The organism is Microcoleus sp. F10-B2 (genome assembly GCF_036704965.1).
In the GTDB taxonomy this organism is placed as follows: domain Bacteria; phylum Cyanobacteriota; class Cyanobacteriia; order Cyanobacteriales; family Microcoleaceae; genus Microcoleus.
On record NZ_JAUBTB010000066.1, the window covers coordinates 1 to 22,784 of the forward strand.

Annotated in this window: 12 protein-coding genes and 1 pseudogene; 5 read left to right on the forward strand and 8 right to left on the reverse strand. The window is 43.5% G+C overall.

The genetic code is table 11. The features are described 5' to 3' along the window. Positions 1-388: 388 nt before the first annotated feature. A pseudogene (locus QUA99_RS22870) lies at positions 389-1,105 on the forward strand (IS1 family transposase). Between the two features lie 654 nt (positions 1,106-1,759). Here the strand turns inward: QUA99_RS22870 and QUA99_RS22875 are convergent. The 6 genes from QUA99_RS22875 to QUA99_RS22900 form a co-directional block, all read right to left on the reverse strand. Beyond that, entirely contained in the window at positions 1,760-2,554 is a 795-nt protein-coding gene (locus QUA99_RS22875; protein ID WP_333241202.1) for a phytanoyl-CoA dioxygenase family protein, read from the reverse strand. A 22-nt stretch (positions 2,555-2,576) separates the two neighbouring features. Next, positions 2,577-4,700 carry an iron uptake porin gene (locus QUA99_RS22880; RefSeq protein ID WP_333241204.1) on the reverse strand — a complete coding sequence of 708 codons (2,124 nt, stop codon included), beginning with the start codon at positions 4,698-4,700 and terminating at the stop codon, positions 2,577-2,579. A 312-nt stretch (positions 4,701-5,012) separates the two neighbouring features. Further along, positions 5,013-6,029, reverse strand: a complete 1,017-nt coding sequence (pstS, locus tag QUA99_RS22885) for a phosphate ABC transporter substrate-binding protein PstS (protein WP_333241205.1) — start codon at positions 6,027-6,029, stop codon at positions 5,013-5,015. 41 nt (positions 6,030-6,070) lie between these two features. Beyond that, positions 6,071-6,730: a hypothetical protein gene (locus QUA99_RS22890; RefSeq protein WP_333241206.1), complete on the reverse strand. Its 660-nt coding sequence runs from the start codon at positions 6,728-6,730 to the stop codon at positions 6,071-6,073. Continuing rightward, positions 6,727-7,809, reverse strand: a complete 1,083-nt coding sequence (locus tag QUA99_RS22895; RefSeq protein ID WP_333241208.1) for a substrate-binding domain-containing protein — start codon at positions 7,807-7,809, stop codon at positions 6,727-6,729. Before QUA99_RS22895 ends, QUA99_RS22890 begins: the two co-directional genes overlap by 4 nt. Positions 7,810-7,831: 22 nt before the next feature. Further along, entirely contained in the window at positions 7,832-9,319 is a 1,488-nt protein-coding gene (locus tag QUA99_RS22900; protein WP_333241210.1) for a mechanosensitive ion channel family protein, read from the reverse strand. 505 nt (positions 9,320-9,824) lie between these two features. Between QUA99_RS22900 and QUA99_RS33235 the strand changes: the two genes are divergently transcribed. After that, positions 9,825-9,992: a four helix bundle protein gene (locus tag QUA99_RS33235; RefSeq protein ID WP_445251035.1), complete on the forward strand. Its 168-nt coding sequence runs from the start codon at positions 9,825-9,827 to the stop codon at positions 9,990-9,992. A 100-nt stretch (positions 9,993-10,092) separates the two neighbouring features. Here QUA99_RS33235 and QUA99_RS22910 read toward each other — a convergent pair whose 3' ends face one another. Next, positions 10,093-12,723, reverse strand: a complete 2,631-nt coding sequence (locus QUA99_RS22910) for an adenylate/guanylate cyclase domain-containing protein (protein ID WP_333241214.1) — start codon at positions 12,721-12,723, stop codon at positions 10,093-10,095. Between the two features lie 123 nt (positions 12,724-12,846). On the opposite strand from QUA99_RS22910, the gene QUA99_RS22915 reads away from it, so the two are divergent. The 3 genes from QUA99_RS22915 (at position 12,847) to QUA99_RS22925 (ending at position 16,384) form a co-directional block, all read left to right on the forward strand. Beyond that, complete coding sequence (locus QUA99_RS22915) at positions 12,847-13,509, forward strand: EF-hand domain-containing protein (protein ID WP_333241216.1); 663 nt, start codon at positions 12,847-12,849, stop codon at positions 13,507-13,509. 408 nt (positions 13,510-13,917) lie between these two features. Further along, entirely contained in the window at positions 13,918-14,919 is a 1,002-nt protein-coding gene (locus QUA99_RS22920) for a pentapeptide repeat-containing protein (RefSeq protein WP_333241217.1), read from the forward strand. 115 nt (positions 14,920-15,034) lie between these two features. Next, positions 15,035-16,384 carry an AAA-like domain-containing protein gene (locus QUA99_RS22925; RefSeq protein WP_333241219.1) on the forward strand — a complete coding sequence of 450 codons (1,350 nt, stop codon included), beginning with the start codon at positions 15,035-15,037 and terminating at the stop codon, positions 16,382-16,384. A 63-nt stretch (positions 16,385-16,447) separates the two neighbouring features. Here the strand turns inward: QUA99_RS22925 and QUA99_RS22930 are convergent, their stop codons facing one another. After that, positions 16,448-22,762: an SDR family NAD(P)-dependent oxidoreductase gene (locus QUA99_RS22930; RefSeq protein WP_333241221.1), complete on the reverse strand. Its 6,315-nt coding sequence runs from the start codon at positions 22,760-22,762 to the stop codon at positions 16,448-16,450. Between the last annotated feature and the right edge of the window lie 22 nt (positions 22,763-22,784).

The window sequence follows — 22,784 nt, forward strand, 5'->3', positions numbered from 1 at the left end:
TCTGCCACATCTCTTGATGTGATTATTCGCGCTTATTGTGCAACGAGTGTGTCTCATTTTTATTTGAAATAACTATAGTGATGGATAACTTACCAGCGCATAAAGTAGATTCAATTAAGCCTATGATTGAAGCGGTGGGTGCTTCTATCTTGTGTTTGTCCCCATACTCACGCCTATTTTAATCCAATTGAATTATGGTGGTCGCAACTCAAATCTTTATTGCGACAGTTTTCACCAACCACCACTAAAATGGTTGACACCATAATTGCTGTGGCTCTTGATTTAATGAATCCGAAACATCTCAAGAACTGGTTTACGGTAGCGCTCAAGATGTAATGATAAGTGATATAAGAGTTAAAGTTGATTTCCTGGTTATCTTTGTCTGCTCATGCCTGCTTGTCCCATCTGTACATCTTCCCGAACTGTCAAAAACGGTCGCATCCACAACGGTAAACAGCGCTTTAAGTGTCATGAGTGTGGACGGCAATTTGCCCTTGCATCCGCACAAGAAAGTGATTGATACAGCAACCCGGGCATTGATTGACCGCTTGCTGCTGGAACGCATTTCCCTGGCTGGCATTGCCCGTGCAACAAGCGGTGTCTGAGCAATGGCTACTTTCCCTACATCAATGAGAAATATGCTGCGGTGTCACGCCAAGTCCAAGTGACACAAAAAAAAAGGGGAGGCTAACCATGAGCGTGTGATGAGTTGTGGTCCTTTGTCGATAACAAGGGAAACAAACAGTGGGTCTGGTTGGCCCTGGATGCAGACACCCGCGAGATTGTGGGTGTTTACATTGGAAGCCTGGATGAAGCTGCAGCCCGCCAATTGTGGCAATCGTTACCACCTGTCTACCGCCAATGCGCAGTTGCATACACGGACTTTTGGGCAGCGTATGGGGCTGTTCTACCGACCAAACGACCGGACAGCGGTGGGAAAAGAAACAGGCTCTCACCAGCTACCGAAGAGCGCTTCAACAATACGTTGAGGCAACGGGTGTCTCGGCTAGTCCGAAAAACTTTGTCCTTTTCAAAATGTTTAGAAAATCATATCGGTGCAATCTGGTATTTCATCCATTATTACAATGCATCATTACTTGTTTAGCACTACCCTGGTTTACTAATTGCTGCTACTGTACCTCATAACATCCGGAAGTGCTGTATACACTGTATTGAGTAAATCAGAAAAAAAATGAAACCTTATTCGATCGAGCTAGTTTCCTTAAAAAAGTTAAAGCATATGAACAAGGTGAGACATAAATTGGGAAAGGAGCCACTCGTTTTGATGTGAGTAAATCCTTTGTTCAGAAACTCTTGAAACAAAACCAAACGACTGGTGATGTTCAACAAAAAAATTATATTAAGTCTTAAAAGTGTGTTAAAGTCGCGCACAACTGGATTGACTAAGATGGTATAAAAATATCCGGATAGCACGTTGTCAGAATATTGTGAATATTGGCTTATCAGTTATAAGGAAGCGGCCAGCTAAACGTAGGATCTGTCCTGAACTACAAAAACAAAATTAGTTTTTTTTACAAAATTTGAATAGATTTAATAGTCAAGTTGGGGCATTTGAATTGAATAAAAAGTCAAGAAATATATCTATAGCAATTAAAGGTGCACTATTCTCAAATAAATTAGACTCTTCATTCGCCACATCTATCACACTTCAAGACTTACCTTTTTGTGTCAAACCTCCTAGAACTTTGAGAGAAAGAGCTTTACCCCACCTCGGATCTACACCTTGAATTTCTGAACCTTATTTTAAAAAAGACCCACCAGGTCTATCTTGCATTGCTTTTCGACCCTGTATATACCATTCATAATATTTATCGTAAGCCTTTCCTGATTGAAATGTAGCTGGAACATAAGTAGGAATCAGTACACGCCTAGAATGTAAAGAAAGGTTCATCCCACTTTTGTGAGCCAGGAGAGAGTGAAACGCTAGAACGTCGCCCGCCTTAAGTTCTGGAATTATAGAGACCAGTCCCAACTTGCTGAACTCTTCCTCATCAATATCAAACTCGTCTTTTGGGTTTACAGGTAAAATCATAGTATGAGTATAAGGATATACTGCAAGAGATCCTGACTGCTCCTCTGCATCATCAATAGCTATAAAAACAGTAATAAAATGATTAGGATCTAACCCAAGAAATTTCCAATATGGATAATCTGTGTGTAACGCATATCCAGGTGTTCCTGGCTCTTTCATAATTAGTTTACAACGTAAAATTTGTACTTGCTCATTTATGAAAATTCTTGACTTGAGCAAGCTCTGTACTATATGTAGCAATCGCTTGTTAAAAACAATCTCTGAAAATAGCGGAGAAATATCCAACACTGGATCGAGCCGATCTGGAATATATTCATTCAATAGAGACTTTCTAAATTCAACTCTGAGATTATTATTATTTATTAAATCAAGTCCCCAAATGCGATCGGCTTCTCGCTGTAAGCCTGCTACTTCCTCGGTATTGAAAATACCACGAAAAAATGCATAACCTTTGTCCCAATATGATTGAGCATTGACTATATTATCATTATAATTCGCCATACCTATTTCACTTCCCTTTTAATTAAAACGTAAAAGTAGTTCGGAATAATCCAATCCAAATACTATCATTAGCAGCATTATGCTCGGGATTAGTAATCAACAAGACTCCGGGAGTAATAAAGATATTGTTAGTAAGTGGATAACGATAAGATAGCTCAAAATGCAGCGAACTATCGCGGTCTAACCGAGAAGAAACATCATTACTTGTCACCTTTGGAGGCATACCAAAGACAAAATTTAACTGACTACCTAACTTACCTAAATCTGGCACTACCGCAGTAACTGCCCAACTCCAGATATCGGCACTCGATCCCCTTGAACCATCTAAATCATTAACACGGGGCGAAGACTCAGCCCTAGCATTAAAATAGCTAACCCAAGCGCCTAAAATCAACTTATTGCTCAACTTATAAGTAGATTGTAACCCATAAGCGTTAGAAGAAGTCGCTGTACTTTCTCCAAAAGGTAACTGAGCAAATCTACTGCCCTTACTCCCCGTTACATTAACAGTTGAACCAGGTTCTGGAGCGTAGTAGTGACCGTAAGTAAAAGCGATCGCTAACCGATTAGATGGAGTATAAGTTAACTGAGTTAAAGCAGTATATTGACCGCCAAAAAGTCCCTCAACAGGATTGCTACCACTCGTAGTTAAATAACTGACACCGGCGGCAATTTTATCGGTAAAGTTATAGTATACTACAGCACCCGTACCAAAAGCAAACGAATAGATAGGACTTTCAGCACCAAAATTGGAAATAGAAGAAACAGGATTAAGGGCAGGAAAAATGCGAGTCGGAAAATCTGCAAGAGGTGCGATCGCTACTTTACCGCGTTTACCTATAGGAAACTCATAAAACAACGAGCCTAGCCTAAGATTATTGCTAGTGTCAACGGCACCAATCAGGCGAGTCATATCTGTTCCAGTAACACTACTACCAAAATTGCTGACATTTCCAGCTCGAATGCTAGTGCGTAATCGGTCTCGACCTGTAAAACTGGTGTCAAAGTTGAGATTTACCCGTGCTGATAGGGTAAGATTTTCATTCAAATCGTCCCTGGGATTTTCTCCAGAAGGAACAGCTTTCTCGTCTCCAAAAGCACTAATTAAATTAAAATCTACTGTCCCACGGAGAACTGTAGTAGTGCTAAACTGATTGTCGTTTAGAGAGTCTACTCGCTGTTCTAAATTATCTATTTTAGTTGTGAGGTTTTTCAGTTCAGTAGCAAAATCTGCTTGTAGCCTTTGTACAACTGCCAATTCTTCTCGATCGGGGAATGTATTGCTCAAGCTATAAATTATACGTCCAATTTTTATCAAGCAAGTATTCAAGGCAGCAGCAAATTCATAACGGGTTATAGCACGATTACCCTGAAAAGTACCTTGACCAGAACCAGCAATACAGCGATATTTTTCTACCAAGCTTCGCAGCGCTTCATAAGCCCAATCTCCCGGACTAACATCTCGCAAGTCTGTGACACTGGTAACTTCCTGCATAACATCTGGTGGTTGGCTATATAGTTGGGGCAGTTGTAATTGGTTAGTAGGAATTTCTTGGACTTGAGGTTCATCATTAGAGGTTACTGAGGGCAACCTATTACCAGAAGATACTTGGTTTTCCAACGTGGTGGAAATCACATTTGAATTACTGAACGATGCTTCCAAATACTTCTCGGATAAGATTCGATCCCTCCTAACTTCTTCAACTTCGCCCTTAACTTCCTCAGCTTCGCTCCTAACTTCCTCAGCTTCCCTCCGGCTTAAAAAGGGGGGAACATAGGCCTCTTCCTTTCCAAGAGGAGTTGGGGAGATATTCGAGGGTTCAAGATTACTAACCGACAAGTCTTGGGATTCTTCCCCCAAATCATTTGAGTTAAAAGTTGTTACAGATGATGGACGCAGAGATTCGTTAGTCGTGTTAATTTCATCAGTTGATGTAACCATAACACCTGAAGTGTCTGCCAATCTAATAACTTGCTCAGTAGCCTCATTCTTCTCTGGCAAGTTTGTAGTTGTAGTTGTAGTTGTTTGAAATTCGGGTACTGGAATATCGGCAAGATTTGCTTGCCCCAAGACCGGAGCTAATATTAACAAATTACAACCCAGTATTAATGAGGTTAGCGACAATGGCAGACTCAATTTGCTCATGATTTATCTTTTTGATCGTACATACAATGGATAACAAACCTTTTTATCTCCGAAGGTAGGAGGCAGGAGGCAGAGGGCAGGAGGCAGAAGGAAAACCGCCCTCTGTTTCCTGCCACATCGGAGGGAGCAAGGGTTTAAGACCGAAGGCAGGAGAAGTCGAATCCCCTACTGAGAAAGCTCCTCCTGCCACCTGCCTCTTCCCTCCTGCCTCTTGAGGAGCATCTCATATTTGTAAAAACACTTCTTCTGGCTCCTTCCTTCTTCCTCTTTCCTCCTGCCACCTGCCACCTGCCACCTGCCTCCTTCACTTCATTAAGGACGAACTCTCAATTCATTATTGGCAGTTTCAATCACTTTATTAGCTACATCTTCGGGAATTTTCGTGTACCCTAGCTCTCGATTAAATGCTTGACCCTTAGTTAGAATCCATGTCAACAAGTTCTTATTGGCTTGGACAAGAGTTTCGTTGGGATACTTTTCATAGAACAGTAGCCAACTCAAACTAACCAAAGGGTAGCCATCTTCTGGGTCATCAATATCTTCAGTGGTGAAGTCATCGTTAAACTTGATATTAGCTAGGGCTTTTTCCGTCTCTGGCAAAGTAGGTTCCACGTAACGACCAGCCCGATTTTCAATCCTAGCTGTAGCCAGATTGTTCTTACGAGCAAAGCTTGTTTGGACATAGCCAATCGCACCATCAATCCTTCGTACTTCTCCAGCTACTCCACTATCTTGAGGAAGGGCAGCGAAAACCTGAAATCCCCAATTAGGTGCCCGCGTCGCTTCTATCTTTCCACCCGTAATTTTTCGCAAGTATTTAGTGAGAGTCAATGTAGTACCGCTACTGTCGGATTGAACGACAACTTGAATCTTTTTGTTAGGAAAACGGGAATCAACCTGGTTCCAATTGGCAATTTTACCTGTAAATATTTGGGCCAGTTGCTCGCGAGATAACTTGACATCGGCTGTCACATCTTCAAGGTTGTAAACAATAGCTATTGCCCCTCCTCCTGTGGGTACCATCAGCAACCCATCTTCCATCTGATTTTTCTCAATAGGAGTGGGAATTAAAGTAGTACCTCCGAAGTCTACAGTTTTATTCATGAACAACCGAATGCCACCACCACTGCCAATGGAACTATAGTTAAACTTGACGCCTGTTTCCCGTTCGTATTCAACGCTATAGCGCTGATAAAGAGGTTCGGAAAAAGAAGCGCCACCACCCTTAAGTAATTGGACTCCAGCAACATTAGTAGTGAAAGCAATTGTTGTTGCAGTTAGTGTGGCAGCGACAATTCTCTGCCAATTACGGATCGTAAATGTCTTCATGGATCTGTACCGCCACATTGTATATTTTGACTGTTGATGTGCTAAATATTGATTTTTTTGCGGTAAATGACGACTTTATTACCATCGGCAGCAATTTCTAACCAAAAATCCCGAATAACAAATTGATAGAAAAATTCTCCAAGACGGGTACTCCGCCAAGTGCTGATAAGTGGGTCATTTGGTGCCCATTTTTTGAAAGCTTTTAGAGCAATTTCAGGGACTCCACTGGACTCTATTTGCTCGTCAACTTGAATAAGAGTGCCAGTGGGAGTAACTTGTACTTCAACTTCAAAGCCTTGTTGGTTTTTACCTCTGAGTATGTATATTAACGAACCATCTGACTTCAGTTCAATTCGAGCTTGGCTAAATGCAGCATTGGTTGCTGTTTTGGCTGAAGACATTGCTGGAAGTGCTACTTCTTCCAGGGGAATCTTTCGTACTATTCCCCCTAGATTTTGGGCGATTAATGAAACAGGGAGGAGGCAGGAGGGATGAGGCAGAAGGCAGGAGGCTTTATGAGCTTTCTCAGTGGCTCCTGCCTTCGGAGATAAACTTCTATTGTTAGTGAGAGATTGAGCTTGAGCCTCACCCAAATAAACAGATGAGGCTAGCACAGCTATTCCTGCAATTATTGAAATTTTCCAGGAAGTAGTGATGCAGGAAATTATCATTTTTTTAGTTGTTGTTGCTTTCTTGTTCATTTCAATTGTAAAAACTTAGTTTTTGACTCATCCAACACGGTTGGTTTAACTGGAAAATAGCCCAGAGTAGAAATCTCTTCGTTCACATAGGTCAAGTAATAGTTCACAAATCCTTCTACTTCCGGTCGTTGCCGAATCGCTTTGGCATCCGCATAAATATACAGCGGACGAGTGATCGGATATGTTGATAGGAAAGGGTCTACTCGATCGATAGCGATCGCCCTCACTTTGTCGCGGTTTTGTTGATAGGAGCTATATTCTAAAAAGCCAACCATGTAAGGATTAATTAAAGCTTCTGAGTGCAACTGCTCTACAAAGTCATAAAATACCGTATTGGGAGCATTAGTAAGTTGGCTAACGTTCCCTTTGAGAATAACTTGGGAAAGCAGGTCAACTGAGCCCCCCGTAGCAGCCCCGGCTGGGACAATGCGTTTAATCAGCTCTTGTGGCCATTTGGGATTGACATCTGACCACTTTTGAACAGTGAATACTTTTGCCAGTTCGTCGCGCGTCAGACTGTTTGGGAGGAAACTATTTTGAGAACTAACTACGATAGTCACAGCATCGGTGGCAATTTGAAAGCCTATTGGTTCAACACCTGACTTAGTACAGGCTGCTGACTCCTGACTGGTTATCGGGCGAACTGCATTGACAATATCTACCTTTTTATCCTCGCAAAATAGCTTGAAGCCAATTTGAGTATCAATACCAGCGAGATTAATCTTGCTAGGATACCCGTCTTGGATAAAGCGTTGAGCAATAGCTTGACTAATTGGTAAAACTACCTGACTTCCCGATATTGTCACTGTTCCTTCTAGTTCTATGGGTTGTACCTCTGGAAGCACAATGCCCTGTTTAGCTGAGTCTTGAACTGAGGGTGATTTAATTAATTTCCCCTCGACTTTCTGAATACCCAAGTTCTCTTTTAAAGATTTGTCCGCACTAGCTCGATCGTCAATATTTGCTTTTGAGCTTTTTGATTGACCAGCGCAGGCTGTTAATAGGAAAACTATGCCGAGCGAAAATAAGTAATTCAGGTAATTTTTGGCTCTGCTTCTTCTCATTTTGATTGATGACATATATTGATTGGCGGTTGCTCAACTATCTTCTCACTTGCACTCTGCTACCATTGTTAATCGGCGGCTTCACATCCTCCTTAATTCCTTTGGCAAGTAGAACAATTTTTTTGCGTTCTTCAATATATTCGATAAATTCTGAGGCAAATTTGTTGTTAGATTCAATTGCTGCGATAATGTGTGCTGCTGGAATGACTACAACCTCAATATCTTCATTAGCAACGGCTGTAACTGGACTTACCTCTCCTGGAAAGATAGCCATTTCACCAAACGCTTCGTTAAGTTCCAGCTCGTCCACTACCTTGCGATCGCCTTTTTCATCTTTTAGGTAAGCCTGGCCGGTACCCTTGAACATAATATAAAGTCCCTCGTCTTCTTTGCCTTCCTGAATAATTAGCTCACCTTGGCCGTAGCTTTTAAATCTAGCTCGTTGGGCTAATTTTTCAATCTGAGTGTCATTGAGCGTTAGGAAATAAGGCAGCGATCGCAAATAAGTTGCCAATTCCTGTTGGCGGTTCTCTAATACTTGAGGAATCCGGCTCGGTATTCCTTGTTGAGCATCGACGCTGTACTGGACTGTGATCGGATAGGGGGAGGTAAAACCATAACGTTTGGTTAGATAGTAAAGCCGGGATTTGAGTTCCGGGGCAACGATAGCAGCTTTTTCAGGCAGCACTTTATACCAAAGGTCGTAGGTGATACTGGAGTCTCCATAGGAACTCACCTCAGCAAAACCTTTGCCTTCGATCAGATCTATACCCTCGAACAAGCTATTTAGTGCTGGAATTACTTCATTAGGAGAGTCGTCATAAGAAAAGCTGGCGGAGATATTTTTAAAGATTGCTCCCTGACCGAAATTGGTGATGCTTGCCTTCGACAATACCCCATTGGGAATGTTTAATTTCCTGCCAGGACCGGCTATAGTAACCGACCACCAATTTTGCTCGAGTACCCGCCCCTTATTTCCGTCTACTTCAATCCAGTCACCGGTTCTGAAGGGTTTAGCAAATAGTAGCAGCAATCCTGATACCAAGTTGCTGAGGGTATCTTGCAGCGCGAGGGCAATTACCGCTGAAGCTATCCCCACACTCGAACCCAAACCAGTAAAACTTATCTCCCAAATTCCATTAAGAATGTGATAGCCAATGCCTAAGATTACTAACGCCCTAGCTACCTGAAAAAACAGGTTAGGTACATGAATTTGCCATTTGATCGGTTCTTTTTTTGTCGTTAGTAGGGCGTTGACTAAAGAAAGTCCCGCTACAATAACGGCAACCCAAGTTAACGTTTCGACAAAACGTGCCCAGGAATCTTTGCCAGCAATGCTTAAAAGCTGTCGCATTACCAAGATTACGGCCAACGGCGGTAACACATACTCGCGCACCTGACGCAGACCAATTGCTAAGGGGTGCTGCTGCCGTTCCAATCTTGAGGATGCTTCACCAAGCAGTATACCAAACAAGGGAAATCCTAGTCCTAAAAGCAATAGCCATCCCAGAAGTGATTTATCCATGAGTGTTTTTTAACGAACAATAAACGGTAAGTAGCAGGAGGCAGGAGGCAGGAGGCAGGAGGCAGGAGGCAGGAGGAGGCAGGAGGCAGGAGAAGGCAGGAGAAGGCAGGAGAAGGCAGGAGAAGGCAGGAGAAGGCAGGAGAAGGCAGGAGAAGGCAGGAGAAGGTAGAGGGAAGAAGGTAGAGGGAAGAAGGTAGAGGGAAGAAAGCAGAAGGTTTATAATTGTTTAGTTTAGTTTCTCCCAACTTCCTACTTCAAACTTCGTTTATCATGAGCTACAGAGAGCAATTTATCTGGCAGCGTGGAGTCAAGCTTGCGATTAACTGCTATCGCCTTACCGAAAACTTCCCAAAATCCGAACTTTACGGATTAACAAGTGAGGAGGCAGAAGGCTGGGGGCAGAAGGCAGGAGGGAAGAAACAACGGTTTTTTAATATCTAAAACCTAGAACAAGGTATTATTTTAACCTCCTGCCTCCTGCCTTTCAACTCCTGCCTCCGAATATATCCACTTTCTACACATTGCTTTAGGTTCGCTTCGAGAACTTGACACTCAGTTGATTATTTCCAAGGAAGTCGGATTAGCATCTCCTGAACTATTTACTCCTGTTTTGGAAGAAGTCGATAGATTTCAAGGAATTTTAGTGTCAAGCATTCAAAAAATCAAATCTTAAAACCCTCCTACTTCCTACCTCCTACTTGCTGCCTTCTTCCCTCTGCCTCCTGCCTTCTTCCCTCTACCTCCTGCCTCCTGCCTCCTGCCCCCTGCCTCCTTCAAACACCTATTTTTTCCAACTCAAGTTCTGCTGCTGCTTCTTTCATAATTTCGCTCAGGAATATGTAGGCTTCTTCCCATGCCTTTCGTACTGGCATAGTAAACTCTTCACCCAGTCCTTGCGCTAACGTCCACAGCAACGCCTCGCCGACAATATCGTAGTATTCAGCCTTGACACCATAGCCCGCATGGCTGCGACCCAGATTCTGGACGGAACCGATAATCTTATCTGGTTGACGCAAACCATCGACTGCGAGAGCAAGCGTAGCCATTAGCTTACGTTCCTGGTCTTTCATATTCCCTTTAAATAGAGAACGAAAGGAAGGTGCTAATTCAAACAGTCGTTGGTAGAAAAGTTCGGCAGCCTTCTCAGAAATAGGTTTCACTTTGGCAAAGGATGATTGAACCAGCTCCACCTGACTGGGAACTAACTTCCTGGTGGTTATCAGCGTCCAGGTTTCTACTTCTCCTAGTCCTTGAATTTTCATTCCAGGGTTTTGGATGAATGTGTAGCTATCTGCTATGCGTTCGTAAACACTTTGAGTCAGTAAAATATAGTTAAAATCAGCTTTACTCTGGAGACTGCTTGCTATATATGCTGTTTCTCCCCAAATGCTGTACCCAAGTCTCTGTGTTCCTACTACCCCTGCTGTCACAGGACCTGCATTAATGCCGATGCGTAAAGCCAAGGCAGAATGATAATTAACATTCAGACGCTGGATAATCTCGATCATGGCTAGGGCAAAATCAACAGTTCGCTTGCTGTGGTCAAATCTAACTTCGCTGAGTCCGCAAACCGCCATATAGCCTGTACTCAGAGAGTTCTGTCGTTCCAACCCGTAGCCTTCTGCTGCTGCGTCAAATTCATCAAATAGTTTGGTGAGCAATTCTGTCATCTCTTGCGGTGACAGAAGTTTATTTAACGGAGAAAGACCAGCCAGATGAGCATTGAGGATGGTTACTTGCTTGAGATTGTCAGCAATGTTCACCTCTCCTTGTTCTCTGCGTTTGGCGATCGCGCTTGGTAGGATATTCTGCAAGAGAATATCATTTTCTTGCTTCTTGGTTTCCAGTTGCTCTTCAGTTTGGCGTAATTTGTTCGCCACCTCTTTGAACTCTGTTGCCAATTCCCCAAACTCGTCTTGTGATTTCACCTCAACGTCCACATCCAGTTCCCCGGCACTAAGTTTTCGAGCACTCTCAGTCAAGCGGCGCAGGGGAGAAGTAAAAATCCTCGCAGCAATTGCCGCTAAAAACGCCGTCCCCAGTAGGAAAAGCACCGCCGCAATCAGCAAAATTACCTGCAACGTGTAAAGCGGACGATAAGCTTCCCCCACCTCCATCTCTGCCAGAATCGCCCAATTTAAACCGTTCAACTTCAAGGGAGAGTAGGAACTCAATACCTCTGCCCCCCGATAGTTGCGGCCTACCATCATGCCTTGTTTCCCTGCTAAGGCGGCTTGGGCGGCTGCCGAGTTGATTTTCTGTAAGCCAATGGTAGTGTTAAATTTCTCCATCAGTTGCAGAGTTATCTCGTCAGTCCCCGTGTAACGAACCACGTTTTGATATTTTTTGGGGTCTTCAACCCAAAAACGGGATGTCGAACGCATTAGGGAATCGGGTCCGACTAAATAAGCTTCCCCCGTTTTCTGCAAACCACTGCCTTCCCAATTATTACTCCGGCTAATCGCCTGGTCGATTTTTTCAATGGGAATTTGCACTGCCAAAATGCCAATCATGTTAGAACCGCTATAAATGGGCGTTGCCACGAAAGAGGCTGGAGCGTTATAAGAGGGGCGGTAAGGTTTGAAATCAGCAACCTGAATGCTACCTTGTGTAGGATTTGACTGGACTGTCTGCACCAAATCAGTTAGTGAACTCTGGGCGTAAAAACCCTGTAGTCGATTAGTCGCAAAATCTGTCTCTTTAAAATAGGAATAGATGATATCCCCTGTTTTAGGATTAATCAAAAATAAATCGTAATAACCGAATTTTTGGATAATTCCTGCAAAGATTTTTTGATATTTGGCATGAGCTTTGCTGTAATTGCTGCCATCACCAGCATCGAGTAGCTTGTCTTTTTTGCCGACAGGATTAGGATTAGAAGCAATGTAGTGATACTGGAGATAGCGAGCTGCTTGTCCGCTGGGACGATAGACACTGGGGTTGAGTTCTTGTGGAGCTAGATTATTTTTCAATTTTGGGAAAAACTGCTCGGTGTAGTAAGCATCCAAAGCTGTATCCCATTCGGTGGGAATAAAGTTGCGATCCAGGTTGCGGAAACCCCCATTCAACTCCACCATCGCTTTAACAACGTTGCTGTCTGCTGCCAGCATCCCCACTTGGTTGTTCAAATTTTCAAAGTACGACTCAAACTGCTCGGCTTTGGTGCTGCTTACACCTGCAAGCTGCTCGGCGATTTTGTTTCTGAGGGTAGCTTGTGTTTGATACCAGCCAATTCCACTAACTACAACTACAGAACCGAGGCTAACTCCTAGCAGCAACGCTTGCAGCTTGGATTGAATTGTCCAGCCGCCAAATTGGAGATTACCCAGTTTGAGATTACCTAGTTTGAAATTACCTAGTGAACTATTACGGAACTTAGGTAAGCGATTTAGGGGATTGAACATTTTTTATTTCTCTACTTGGTTAAGCTTTTTATTTTTTTATTTATATCTTTGTTCTATCTATATCAGAGTAAGTTATTGAAGTCAAGCTTTTTACAGGTTTTTTACAAAGGAATAATTCTTTACTTGAAAGTAGGAAAAGTAGGAAAAGTAGGAAAAGTAGGAACCTATTATTGGAAAGATAAAAAAGTAAAAAAAAGGTTTATTATTGGTTTAGCTTTCTCGATACCGAGTAAATCCATGCTAACTGAACTTCAAAAGAAAAAATTGACCTATTATTTTCATGCCTTTGACGTTGATAAAAATGGTTTTTTGGAAAAGTCCGATTTTGATAAAATTGTCAATGGTGTTGCAGAAGCTTACAACATCACACAAGATTCAGAAACCTACGAATATATTTCCTCAACTTATGGTAAGCGCTGGGAGGATCTTGCAAAAGAGGCAGACACAAACGCAGACAATAAAGTGAGTTTAGATGAGTGGCTTTCCTATCAAGACAAGTTAGTGAACGATCCCAACAGTGACTTTCTCTGGCTGAAAATAGCAAGTATGTTTCACGACATTCAGGATGTAGATAAGGACGGTGCAATCAGTATTGAAGAATATAAAGTCATGTACAAAATTCACGGAATTGGGGCTGATAGTTTAGCCGCAGAAATTTTTGCCAAGTTGGATTTTGATGGGGATGGCAAAATCATGAAAAATGACTACCTGAACCTAGTTGCTGATTTCTACTTGAGTAACAACCCACAAGCGCCTGGTAACTTGTTCTTTGGTGCCTACGAGTAAGCTGACACTTTAAGGATTCAGTTCAGCGAAGATGAAAGCGATTGCCTGAGAATCTGAAATCATCAGGTTCTCCGGCAACATCTATCTGCGATGCACGCAATTTTTGCCTAATAAATAAAAAACAAATATTTAATATTTACCCTTAAATGCCAGCAAATTATGAAACTTTTTAAATCAATTTACACAGCAATGGGTTTCGCAAACGACGAGTGCAGGCTTATGAGTGGTCTTTACCTCTAGCAGGGTCAAGTAGATGAAGCGATCGCATCCTGGTATTTTTGCTGCTATTAGGATGCACCCGATCACTCGCTAAATTCGCAAAATTGAACAAAAAGTTATGAATATCTTAAATACAGCCTCATTCTTAGACACAAGCGAAAATAAAGTATCGGTAGAAATGGCAAATCTATGAATGCAGGGCATCACAACCAAGCTTGTTCAAAAACCACCGTTAAGCCGAACAATGCCTCATTAATCCTGATGAACATAATTAATGCGAGTGACATTCTCAATCGGTATGCTGAGCAGGAACGAAATTTTGAAAATCTTAACCTTAGTCGAGTTGACCTGAAGGGTGCTGACCTAAATGGAATTGATTTTAGTCATACCAACCTCAATAGTGCTGATTTGAGTTATACCAATTTAAGGGACACAAATCTGATGTGGACAGATTTGAATCGAGCAAACTTAAGACAGGCAAACTTAACTCAAGCCAGTCTGCTCTACAGCAGCCTTTTTTGGGCGGATTTAACGTCAGCCACATTAGTTAACGCTAACCTGAGTAATGCTCTCCTAAATCAGGCAAATCTAACTTCTGCCTGTTTAAAGGGTGGTAATTTAACTGAAGCCTCTTTAGAAGGCGCTTGTTTGGTTCAAGCAACTCTGAGTCAAGCCAATTTATTGAAAGCAAACTTGAAAGGGGCGGATTTTACTGCAGCCAACCTTGATGAAGCAAATTTGCGTCAGACAAATTTGGAAGGTGCTATCTTAAGCCAAGCCTCCTTGCAGCGAGCCGATCTCCAAGAGAGCCAGCTTAATGAGACTATTCTCAAGAGAGCTGATTTGACCGAGGCGGATTTGGTTGGGGCTGATTTGAGATATGCTGATTTGACAGAAGCAATTTTGTGCCGAGTTACTTTAGAGTTAGCCAACTTAGTTGGGGCTGACTTAAGCCGTGCAACTCTCAAGCGAGCTTCTCTATTTCAAGCCGATCTAGAGGGAGCAGTTTTAAGAGATACCAATCTGGTTGAAACCGATCTCAGACACGTCAACTTGAAAGATACTCAGTTAATGGGTGCTGATTTTTCTGGTTCTCGCGTCAAAAGAGCGTGTTTTACAGATGCTCAAGGGTTAACTGGCCAACAGAAGCAGTGGCTCAGAGCTAATGGAGCCTTGAATATCCCAACCTAGTGCAAGAAGGCAGGAGGCAGGAGGCACAAGAGAAGAAAGCTTGTACAGTAAGCTTTTTAACCTTTTTTAGCTGGTCGTTTATTCCGCCGTGATGTACTAGCAAGTTGCTATTTGAATGAAAAATATTGAAAAACTTGTTGAATTTGCGATCCAGTTAGTTGCTACAGAAACAGGAGTTTCGCTTAACTTTCTTCAAAAAGTAATCTTGCGAGAATCTCTCCTTGAAAACAAAAAAACTTACGCTCAACAAGCTGAAGAAAATAACTACTCTGAAAGCTATATTAAGTTCACAGTTGCGCCTAAGTTATGGCAGTTGCTTTCAGACGCGATCGGTGAAAAAGTTAATAAAACAAATCTCCCATCGCTGCTAGAACAGCAGTTCGTAAATCAGAATAATTCTCAGCCGACTGAGACAACAACAGCGATGTCTGCGGCGGGCTTGACTGCGGAACATTACGTTTTAGAATCTCCTGAAGGACAGGTTCCCCTGGTTTCCTGTATATACATTGAGCGCCAGAATATCGAACAAATCTGCTATCAAGAAATTCTCCAACCCCGTGCGTTCATTCGCATCTTTGCACCTCGAAAGATGGGGAAGACTTCCCTAATTGCCCGAATTCTGGATTATGGGAGCAGTCAGAATTATTACACAGTACGACTTAGCTTATATCGCGCTGGCACACAGGTGTTTGCTTCGAGCGATCGCTTCCTACGCTGGTTCTGTACCAATGTCACTCAGCAGTTGGGTTTGGCATCTAGATTAAATGACTACTGGGACGAGGATATGGGAGCTTTGATTAACAGCACCATTTATTTTCAGGGCTATCTACTCAAGGAAATCTCTAACCCTATCGTTCTAGCACTAGATGGCGTAGACCAATTATTTGAGTACCCAGAACTCGCTAGTGATTTTTTCGCCCTGTTGCGTTCCTGGTATGAGGAAACAAAAGACATTTCAGTTTGGCAGAAGTTACGAGTCGTGATGGCTCATGCAGTTGAAGTTTACATTGCTTTACCCACCCATCGCTCTCCGTTTAATGTAGGATTGGCGATCGAACTGCCGAATTTTAACCAAGAACAGGTGCAGGATTTAGCCAAACGTCACGGATTTCAACTCACAAATCCTGAACTCGATCGGTTCCTGAAGTTGACTGGTGGCTTTCCGTATTTAATACGACTGGCATTGTATCAAAGTGCTCGCTTGAAGATTCCTGTGCAAACGTTAATGCAAAATGCTACGAGGGATACTGGAATTTATCAACAGCATCTTCAGTATCAGTTGTTGAACCTTCAACAGCATCCTCAATTAGCTGACGCTTTTCAAAAGGTTTTAATGGCTCCAATCCATTTAAAGATTGAGGTGGCGTTTAAGTTGAAAAGTTTAGGATTGGTGCATCTTGTCGAGAATCAAGCAATTGTTAGCTGTGAGTTATATCGAGAGTTGTTACGCAATTATTTTTCTTAATTATTGAACCCTATTCTCAGTGACGTTAAGAAATTGTTTCACGTTAAACCATTTTAATTTTGTTTAATGGCTGTGATTTTTTATCACTTGTGATAAATTAAATATTAGCTCTTGGGATATGGCTTTCAAAAGAAGTTTTCGATTGGTTGTTAGAAACAAGTGTTTGCCTGGTATCATATGCAGTTTGAATGTGTTATTGGTATGCTGATGCCAACCTAAGATATCGTCCTGACTAACCAAAGAATCTTGTTCACCACCCCAAGCGGAAATTGGACAGTCCAATGGCTCTTTATTTGAGTAAATATAACTCTGCAAAAGTTGATGGTCTAATCTGCAAATAGACATCAAATACTCCATGAACTGTTTGTCTTCCTGAAGTTCGCGAGGGATTTCTCCTCTTTTCAGGATTCGTTCTTCAAGAAAAGATTTGTCCAGCAACTGATTAGCAGAAGCAACAGCTTGAGGAGCGAAAAATCCACCAACGAGCAAGTGGATTGGGCTGCAACCATACTGTTGGCGAAGTAGATGGGCAACTTCAAAACCAATCAAATTTCCCATGCTGTGACTGTAGAAAGCAAAAGGTTTGTCGAGATGGGGAATAAGAACCTGTGCCAGCGTTTCCACAAGTGGCGCAAACTGAGTGAACGGTTGCTCGCTAATGCGATTTTCCCGCCCTGGTAGCTGAATCGGGCAAACTTCAATATCTGGTGGTAGGTGATCTGACCATTCCCTAAATACGGAAGCTGCTCCTCCTAGGTAGTGGAAGCAGAACAGACGCAAACGAGCATCTGGCTTTGACTTACGGTAAGCTATCCAGTTACTTGCAGGCTGTTTTACAACTGAGTGTTTAATTGATTCTGATGCACCTTTTGGTGTCAATTGCTGGGCTAGCTCTTCTGCCAGTTCAATAATGTTGGGATTTTGAAGCAGCTTCCTGGGCGGCAACACAACGTTCAAGCTGCTCTCCAACAAGTTTCTTAGCTCTATGATGGTCAAAGAGTCCAGACCCAACTCATTTAATGATTGTTCGATCGCTATTTGTTGAGATGAACTCCACCCCAAAACTTTAGCAACTTGCTTTTGAACATGAGCAACTAAAAGTTCCAGGCGTGTTTCTGGACTTACCTGTTGTACTTGACGCAAAAATTCAAGTTGTTTAACTCGCAGTTGCTTGCTTTTCTCTAGCTGCTGCACCTCTTGGTGAGCTAAATCCGAGAATAAAGCTGGGTAAGCATGATTTGGGAATTGCTGGAGAAATTTCGACCAATCATACGAAAACACGCCAACTTGCACAGCATTTTGTTCCAGCAACTCTCCCAACGCCTGCAATCCCAGTTCGGGGGGAATCATGCCCGATCCGCGAGCCGCTCTGCGAATTTGGTCGCGACTCGCCAAGTTGGCTGCCATTCCTGCCTCTGCCCAAGAACCCCAATTGATGCTCAATCCAGGCAGTCCCAACCCCCGACGATAATGGATTAGGGCATCCATGAACGCATTGGCTGTGGCATAGTTTCCTTGACCTTGCGTGCCCAGCAATGCTGAGACTGAGGAAAAACAGACGAAGAAGTCTAGGGGCAGGTTCTGGGTTAAAGTATGCAGATTCCATGCTCCTTCCACCTTGGGAGACATTACCTGGGTAAAACGCTCCCAGTTTTGCTGCAACAACACCCCGTCATCAAGAACTCCGGCAGCATGAACTATCCCGCGCAGCGGTATCCCGGTTGCTTGAATTTCCGCCAGTATCCGAGCTACATCTGAAGGATTAGCAACATCCCCCTTGACAACATTAACTTGAGTCCCAGCTTGTTCTAGTTGAGCGATCGCTTCTTGTGCGATCGCACTTACCCCACGACGACTCATTAAAACTAAATGCTTCGCTCCTTGCTCTAGCATCCACTGAGCCACTTTCAGTCCCAGCGCACCCAAACCACCAGTAATCAAATAGCTGCTATTTGCTTGAAGAGAAAACTGCTTTGAATCAGCACTCTTGTCGATCGGCAAAGTACGTCGCACTAACCTAGCAACGTGACGAACTCCCTGACGATAAGCAATCTGGTTTTCTGAATCTGGGAACCACAGTTCTTCTAACAGGAGTTGGATGTCGCTTTCCTCAACGAATGGCGGTAAGTCAAGACACGCGCAGTGCAGTTCTGGATGCTCCATTGCAATTACGCGACTTAATCCCCAAACAGGAGCTTGTTGTATTTGCAGGGAACCTAGCGCTGGTTCTACAGCCTGAGATCCTTGAGTTACTAGCCACAAACGGGGAAGAGTAGACCATCCAGCTTGAATTATCGCTTGCACCAGAGGTAACACGCTGCCACAACCCAAAACTTGAGCATTTTGTAACGCCGCCAAGGAGTCTGCCTGTGTCTCTTCCAGACTCCACAGGTGAACTACCCCACGATAAGGAGGTTGACTGTCGCCGACGGTATCCTCTAGCAAGCGCTGGAAGTCGTTTGGATTGGAAGGATTAAGGCGATAATGCTCTCTCGAAGCCCGATCGTAAGCGAGTCCGGGAGACACCAGGACACAGGACGCGCCCCGTTCTGTCAGCCGTTCGGCGAGCTTGATCCCAATCCCGGCTGCGCCGGCAAAAATCAGCCAACTGCCCGGTGCCTCCGTCGATAACGGATCTAAATTGCGATCGCTCGGCTGGGGTTGCCAAGCAAACTCGTACAACCAGTCCCCTAAATTCTTGTTTTGGAGACTGCGTAACAATACAGCACGACTTGCTTTGCGACACTCGTACCCAATTACTTCTGCGATTATCAGTCCGTTCTCATCGAACAGAGTGACATCTGCAACCAAGCTTTGAGGATTCGCTCTGTCTTTTTCCCGCTTTTGAGCATGACACCAAAGCTGACTAAAATTACTGGGACGTTTGTAGAACTTAAAGCCCGCTATTTGAAAAGGAATATAAATAGCATCGCTACTGGTTTTTTCCTCAAACCAGCATACAGATGACAATTGAAAACAAGAATCAATCAAACCTGGATGAAGCTGATAACCACTTAAAGCGTCCTCTGGTAAATCAGGAGGAAGGTGCATTTTTGCTAAAGCTTCTCCCCCTTTGCGCCAGATCGTTTCCAGCCATTGAAACGAAGATTCCTGGTTGAATCCAATCCTCGCAAAAGCTGCGTAAAATTCTTGTCCAGAAATCTCTCGATCGCATCGCTCTTTAATTTCTTGCCAACTCAGCCAACTCGGTGCTGTAATTGACATTTCTTCAGCGAGCCGAACTTTTCCAGTTGCGTGTAACATCCAGGAATTAGTATCATTATCGTTTTGTTCTTCCCCTGCTTTGAGGCTTACTAGCTGGAAAGAAGTTTCTTCAGCTTCAGGCGTTAGAACCAATTGCACGAGCCGATGACTTTGCTCTAATAGGATCAGAGGTTGTGGTATATACAACTCCTGTATTTCGCAGGATTCAGTGCCAAAAGCTTCCTTAACTGCCGATAAAACCATTGAAACATGGGAGGCCGCAGCAACGACTACTGTTCCATATAGCTTGTGGTCATTTAGATATGAAGGTCGATCGAGCCTAAATAGGGATTCAAAGCGAATTTCTTGAGAAAATGGTAATCGCAGCCGTTGACCGAGCAGAGGATGATATGAATTGGGTAGCGAAGATTGGGAAGGCGCGAGCGCATTATTTGCAGTCGGTTCAATCCAATAACGCTGTCGCTGCCAGGGATAAGTTGGCAATACTACCTTGCGGCGGTAATAATCACTGTCAAAACCCGACCAATCTACCTTTACGCCGCGCACATATAATTCGCCCAAACTGTGGAGTATTTGCTCCCAGTCCTGCTGTCCTTGACGCAAACTAGGAAGCCAAACTCCCCCGAATTCTGGTATGCACTGGCGACCCATTCCCAACAAGATTGGCTTCGATCCTATTTCCACAAACACTTCAAAACCTTTTTGATGAAGTGTTTCCATACTCGCTGCAAATTTTACGGGTTGCCGGATGTGACGGCACCAATATTCGGAGGTTGCTATTTCAGAGGTGGCAAATTCTCCCGTGACATTAGAGATTAACTTGATTTGGGGTTCCGAGTAGGCGATCGTTTTGGCGACTTGTGCAAATTCCGCTAGCATTGGTTCCATTAAAGGGGAATGGAACGCATGGGAAACTTCTAAGGCTTTGGTCTTCACCCCTTGAGCTTCTAAGGTGGCACAGACATTTTCTATGGCTTGACTTCTACCAGAGATGACGATGCTCTCTTGACCATTGATAGCAGCGATCGCAACTTCATCTGTGTAGGGTTGAATTGCCGCTTGCACCTGGGCTTCGGAAGCCAGCAGTGATACCATCTTGCCATCAGGTGGTAGAGCCTGCATTAAGCGTCCGCGAACCGCAATTAGCTTCAGACCATCTTCGAGACTGAATACCCCTGCACTTACAGCAGCTACATATTCGCCAACACTATGACCCATAACGACATCAGGCTTTATCCCCCAGGACTTCCACAATTGGAAGAGAGCATATTCCAGGGCAAATAAAGCGGGTTGGGTATATGCTGTTTCGTTGATGGGTGAAGTTTCTCCTGGTTCTGGATATAAGACTTCAAGCAGGGGTTTTTCCAGGTAGGAACGCAGGATTTCATTACAGCGATCGAGACTGTTGCGGAAGGTAGGCTGAGTCTGGTAGAGTTGTCGTCCCATGTTGAGATACTGGGAACCCTGACCCGTGAATAAAAACGCTATTTTTGGATACTTCTGATTACTTACTTGTTTGCTTACCAGTCCAACTCTTTCTTCCCCAACCGCAAAAGCACCAAGTTGCTCTTGCAAATGTGCGATCGATTCCGACACTACTGCTAAGCGGTAGTTAAAATGGGTGCGCCCGGTATTAGCAGTAAAGCAAACATTTGCAAGGGCTACCGTCGGATTTTTACCTAAAAACTCCTGATAGCGTTGTGCTAATTCTTGCAGCGCCTTTTGGGTCTTTGCCGATAGAGTTAGAAAATGTAACGGACGCTGGAAAGAAGAGTTAATTTCGTCAATAGCCTTTTGCTCGTCATTTTCCGAAGGTGCTTCTTCCAGAATTACATGGGCATTAGTGCCACCAACGCCAAAGGAACTAACTCCAGCGCGTCGGGGAGTCCCGTTAGTTTTCCATTCCGACAGCTTAGTATTGACATAAAAAGGACTATTGGCAAAGTCAATATTCGGATTAGGTTGTTCAAAATGCAAGCTGGGCGGAATTAATTTATGTTTAAGTGCTAGGACAGTCTTAATCAGCCCTGCTATACCAGATGCCCAAACTAGATGTCCAACATTTGTTTTGACTGAACCAATTGCACAGAAACCCTTTTTCTGGGTACTGGTACGAAAAGCTTTTGTTAAACCTGCAATTTCAATTGGGTCACCAATAGGTGTTCCAGTGCCGTGAGTTTCTATATAATTAATGGTTTCGGGGTCAATTTCAGCTAGGTTTTGAGCTTCCGAAATCACTGCTGCTTGACCATCGACAGAAGGAGCTGTGTAGCCAACTTTCTTGGAACCGTCGTTATTGATAGCTGTTCCTTTGATAACTGCGTGTATGCAGTCACCCGAGGCGATCGCATCTGTGAGCCGTTTCAAGACCACAACTCCTACACCATCGCCATATACAGTTCCCTGGGCTTTGGCATCAAAAGCGCGACAATGGCCATCGGGAGAAAAAATCATCTCTTGTTGATAGAGATAACCAGCCTTTTGAGGAAACCGGACTGTAACCCCACCAGCTAGAACCATGTCGCATTCGCCTTGCAACAAGCTTTGGCAAGCCAAGTGAACAGCTACTAAAGAAGTCGAACAGGCGGTTTGAACATTGACAGAAGGTCCACAGAGATTCAGTTTGTAAGAAACCCGCGTTGGCAAAGAATCTTTATCGTTTCCAATCCTCATTTGGAAACTGCTCAATGATTGGAAACTCTCAAATGAGCGTTTTAGGTCAGGGTTTGAATAGAGGTTGTTGAGCATATAGGTGCTCATGCACGAACCGGCATAAACACCAATCAAACCCTCGTAAGTTTCTAAATCGCAGCCAGCGCTTTCAATAGCTTCCCAAGCACATTCTAGGAAAATCCGGTGTTGCGGATCTGTGATGGCAGCTTCCTGGTCGTTGAAGCCAAAGAAGCGAGCATCAAACAGTTCAGTATCTGCCAAAAAAGGGTTAGCTTTAACGTAATTTGATTGGCTCAACAATGCAGGGTTTATTCCTTCATCTAGGAGTTCCTCTACAGAGAATTGGGAAATAGATTCCACCCCATTTTTCAGGTTATGCCAAAATTCATCGAGATTTTTCGCCCCTGGAAAGCGACCTGCCATCCCAACAATGGCGATCGCTGACTGATCGACTAAATCAAGGCAATTCAATTCTTTCATCTGCTCGTCCTTAAATTAATTA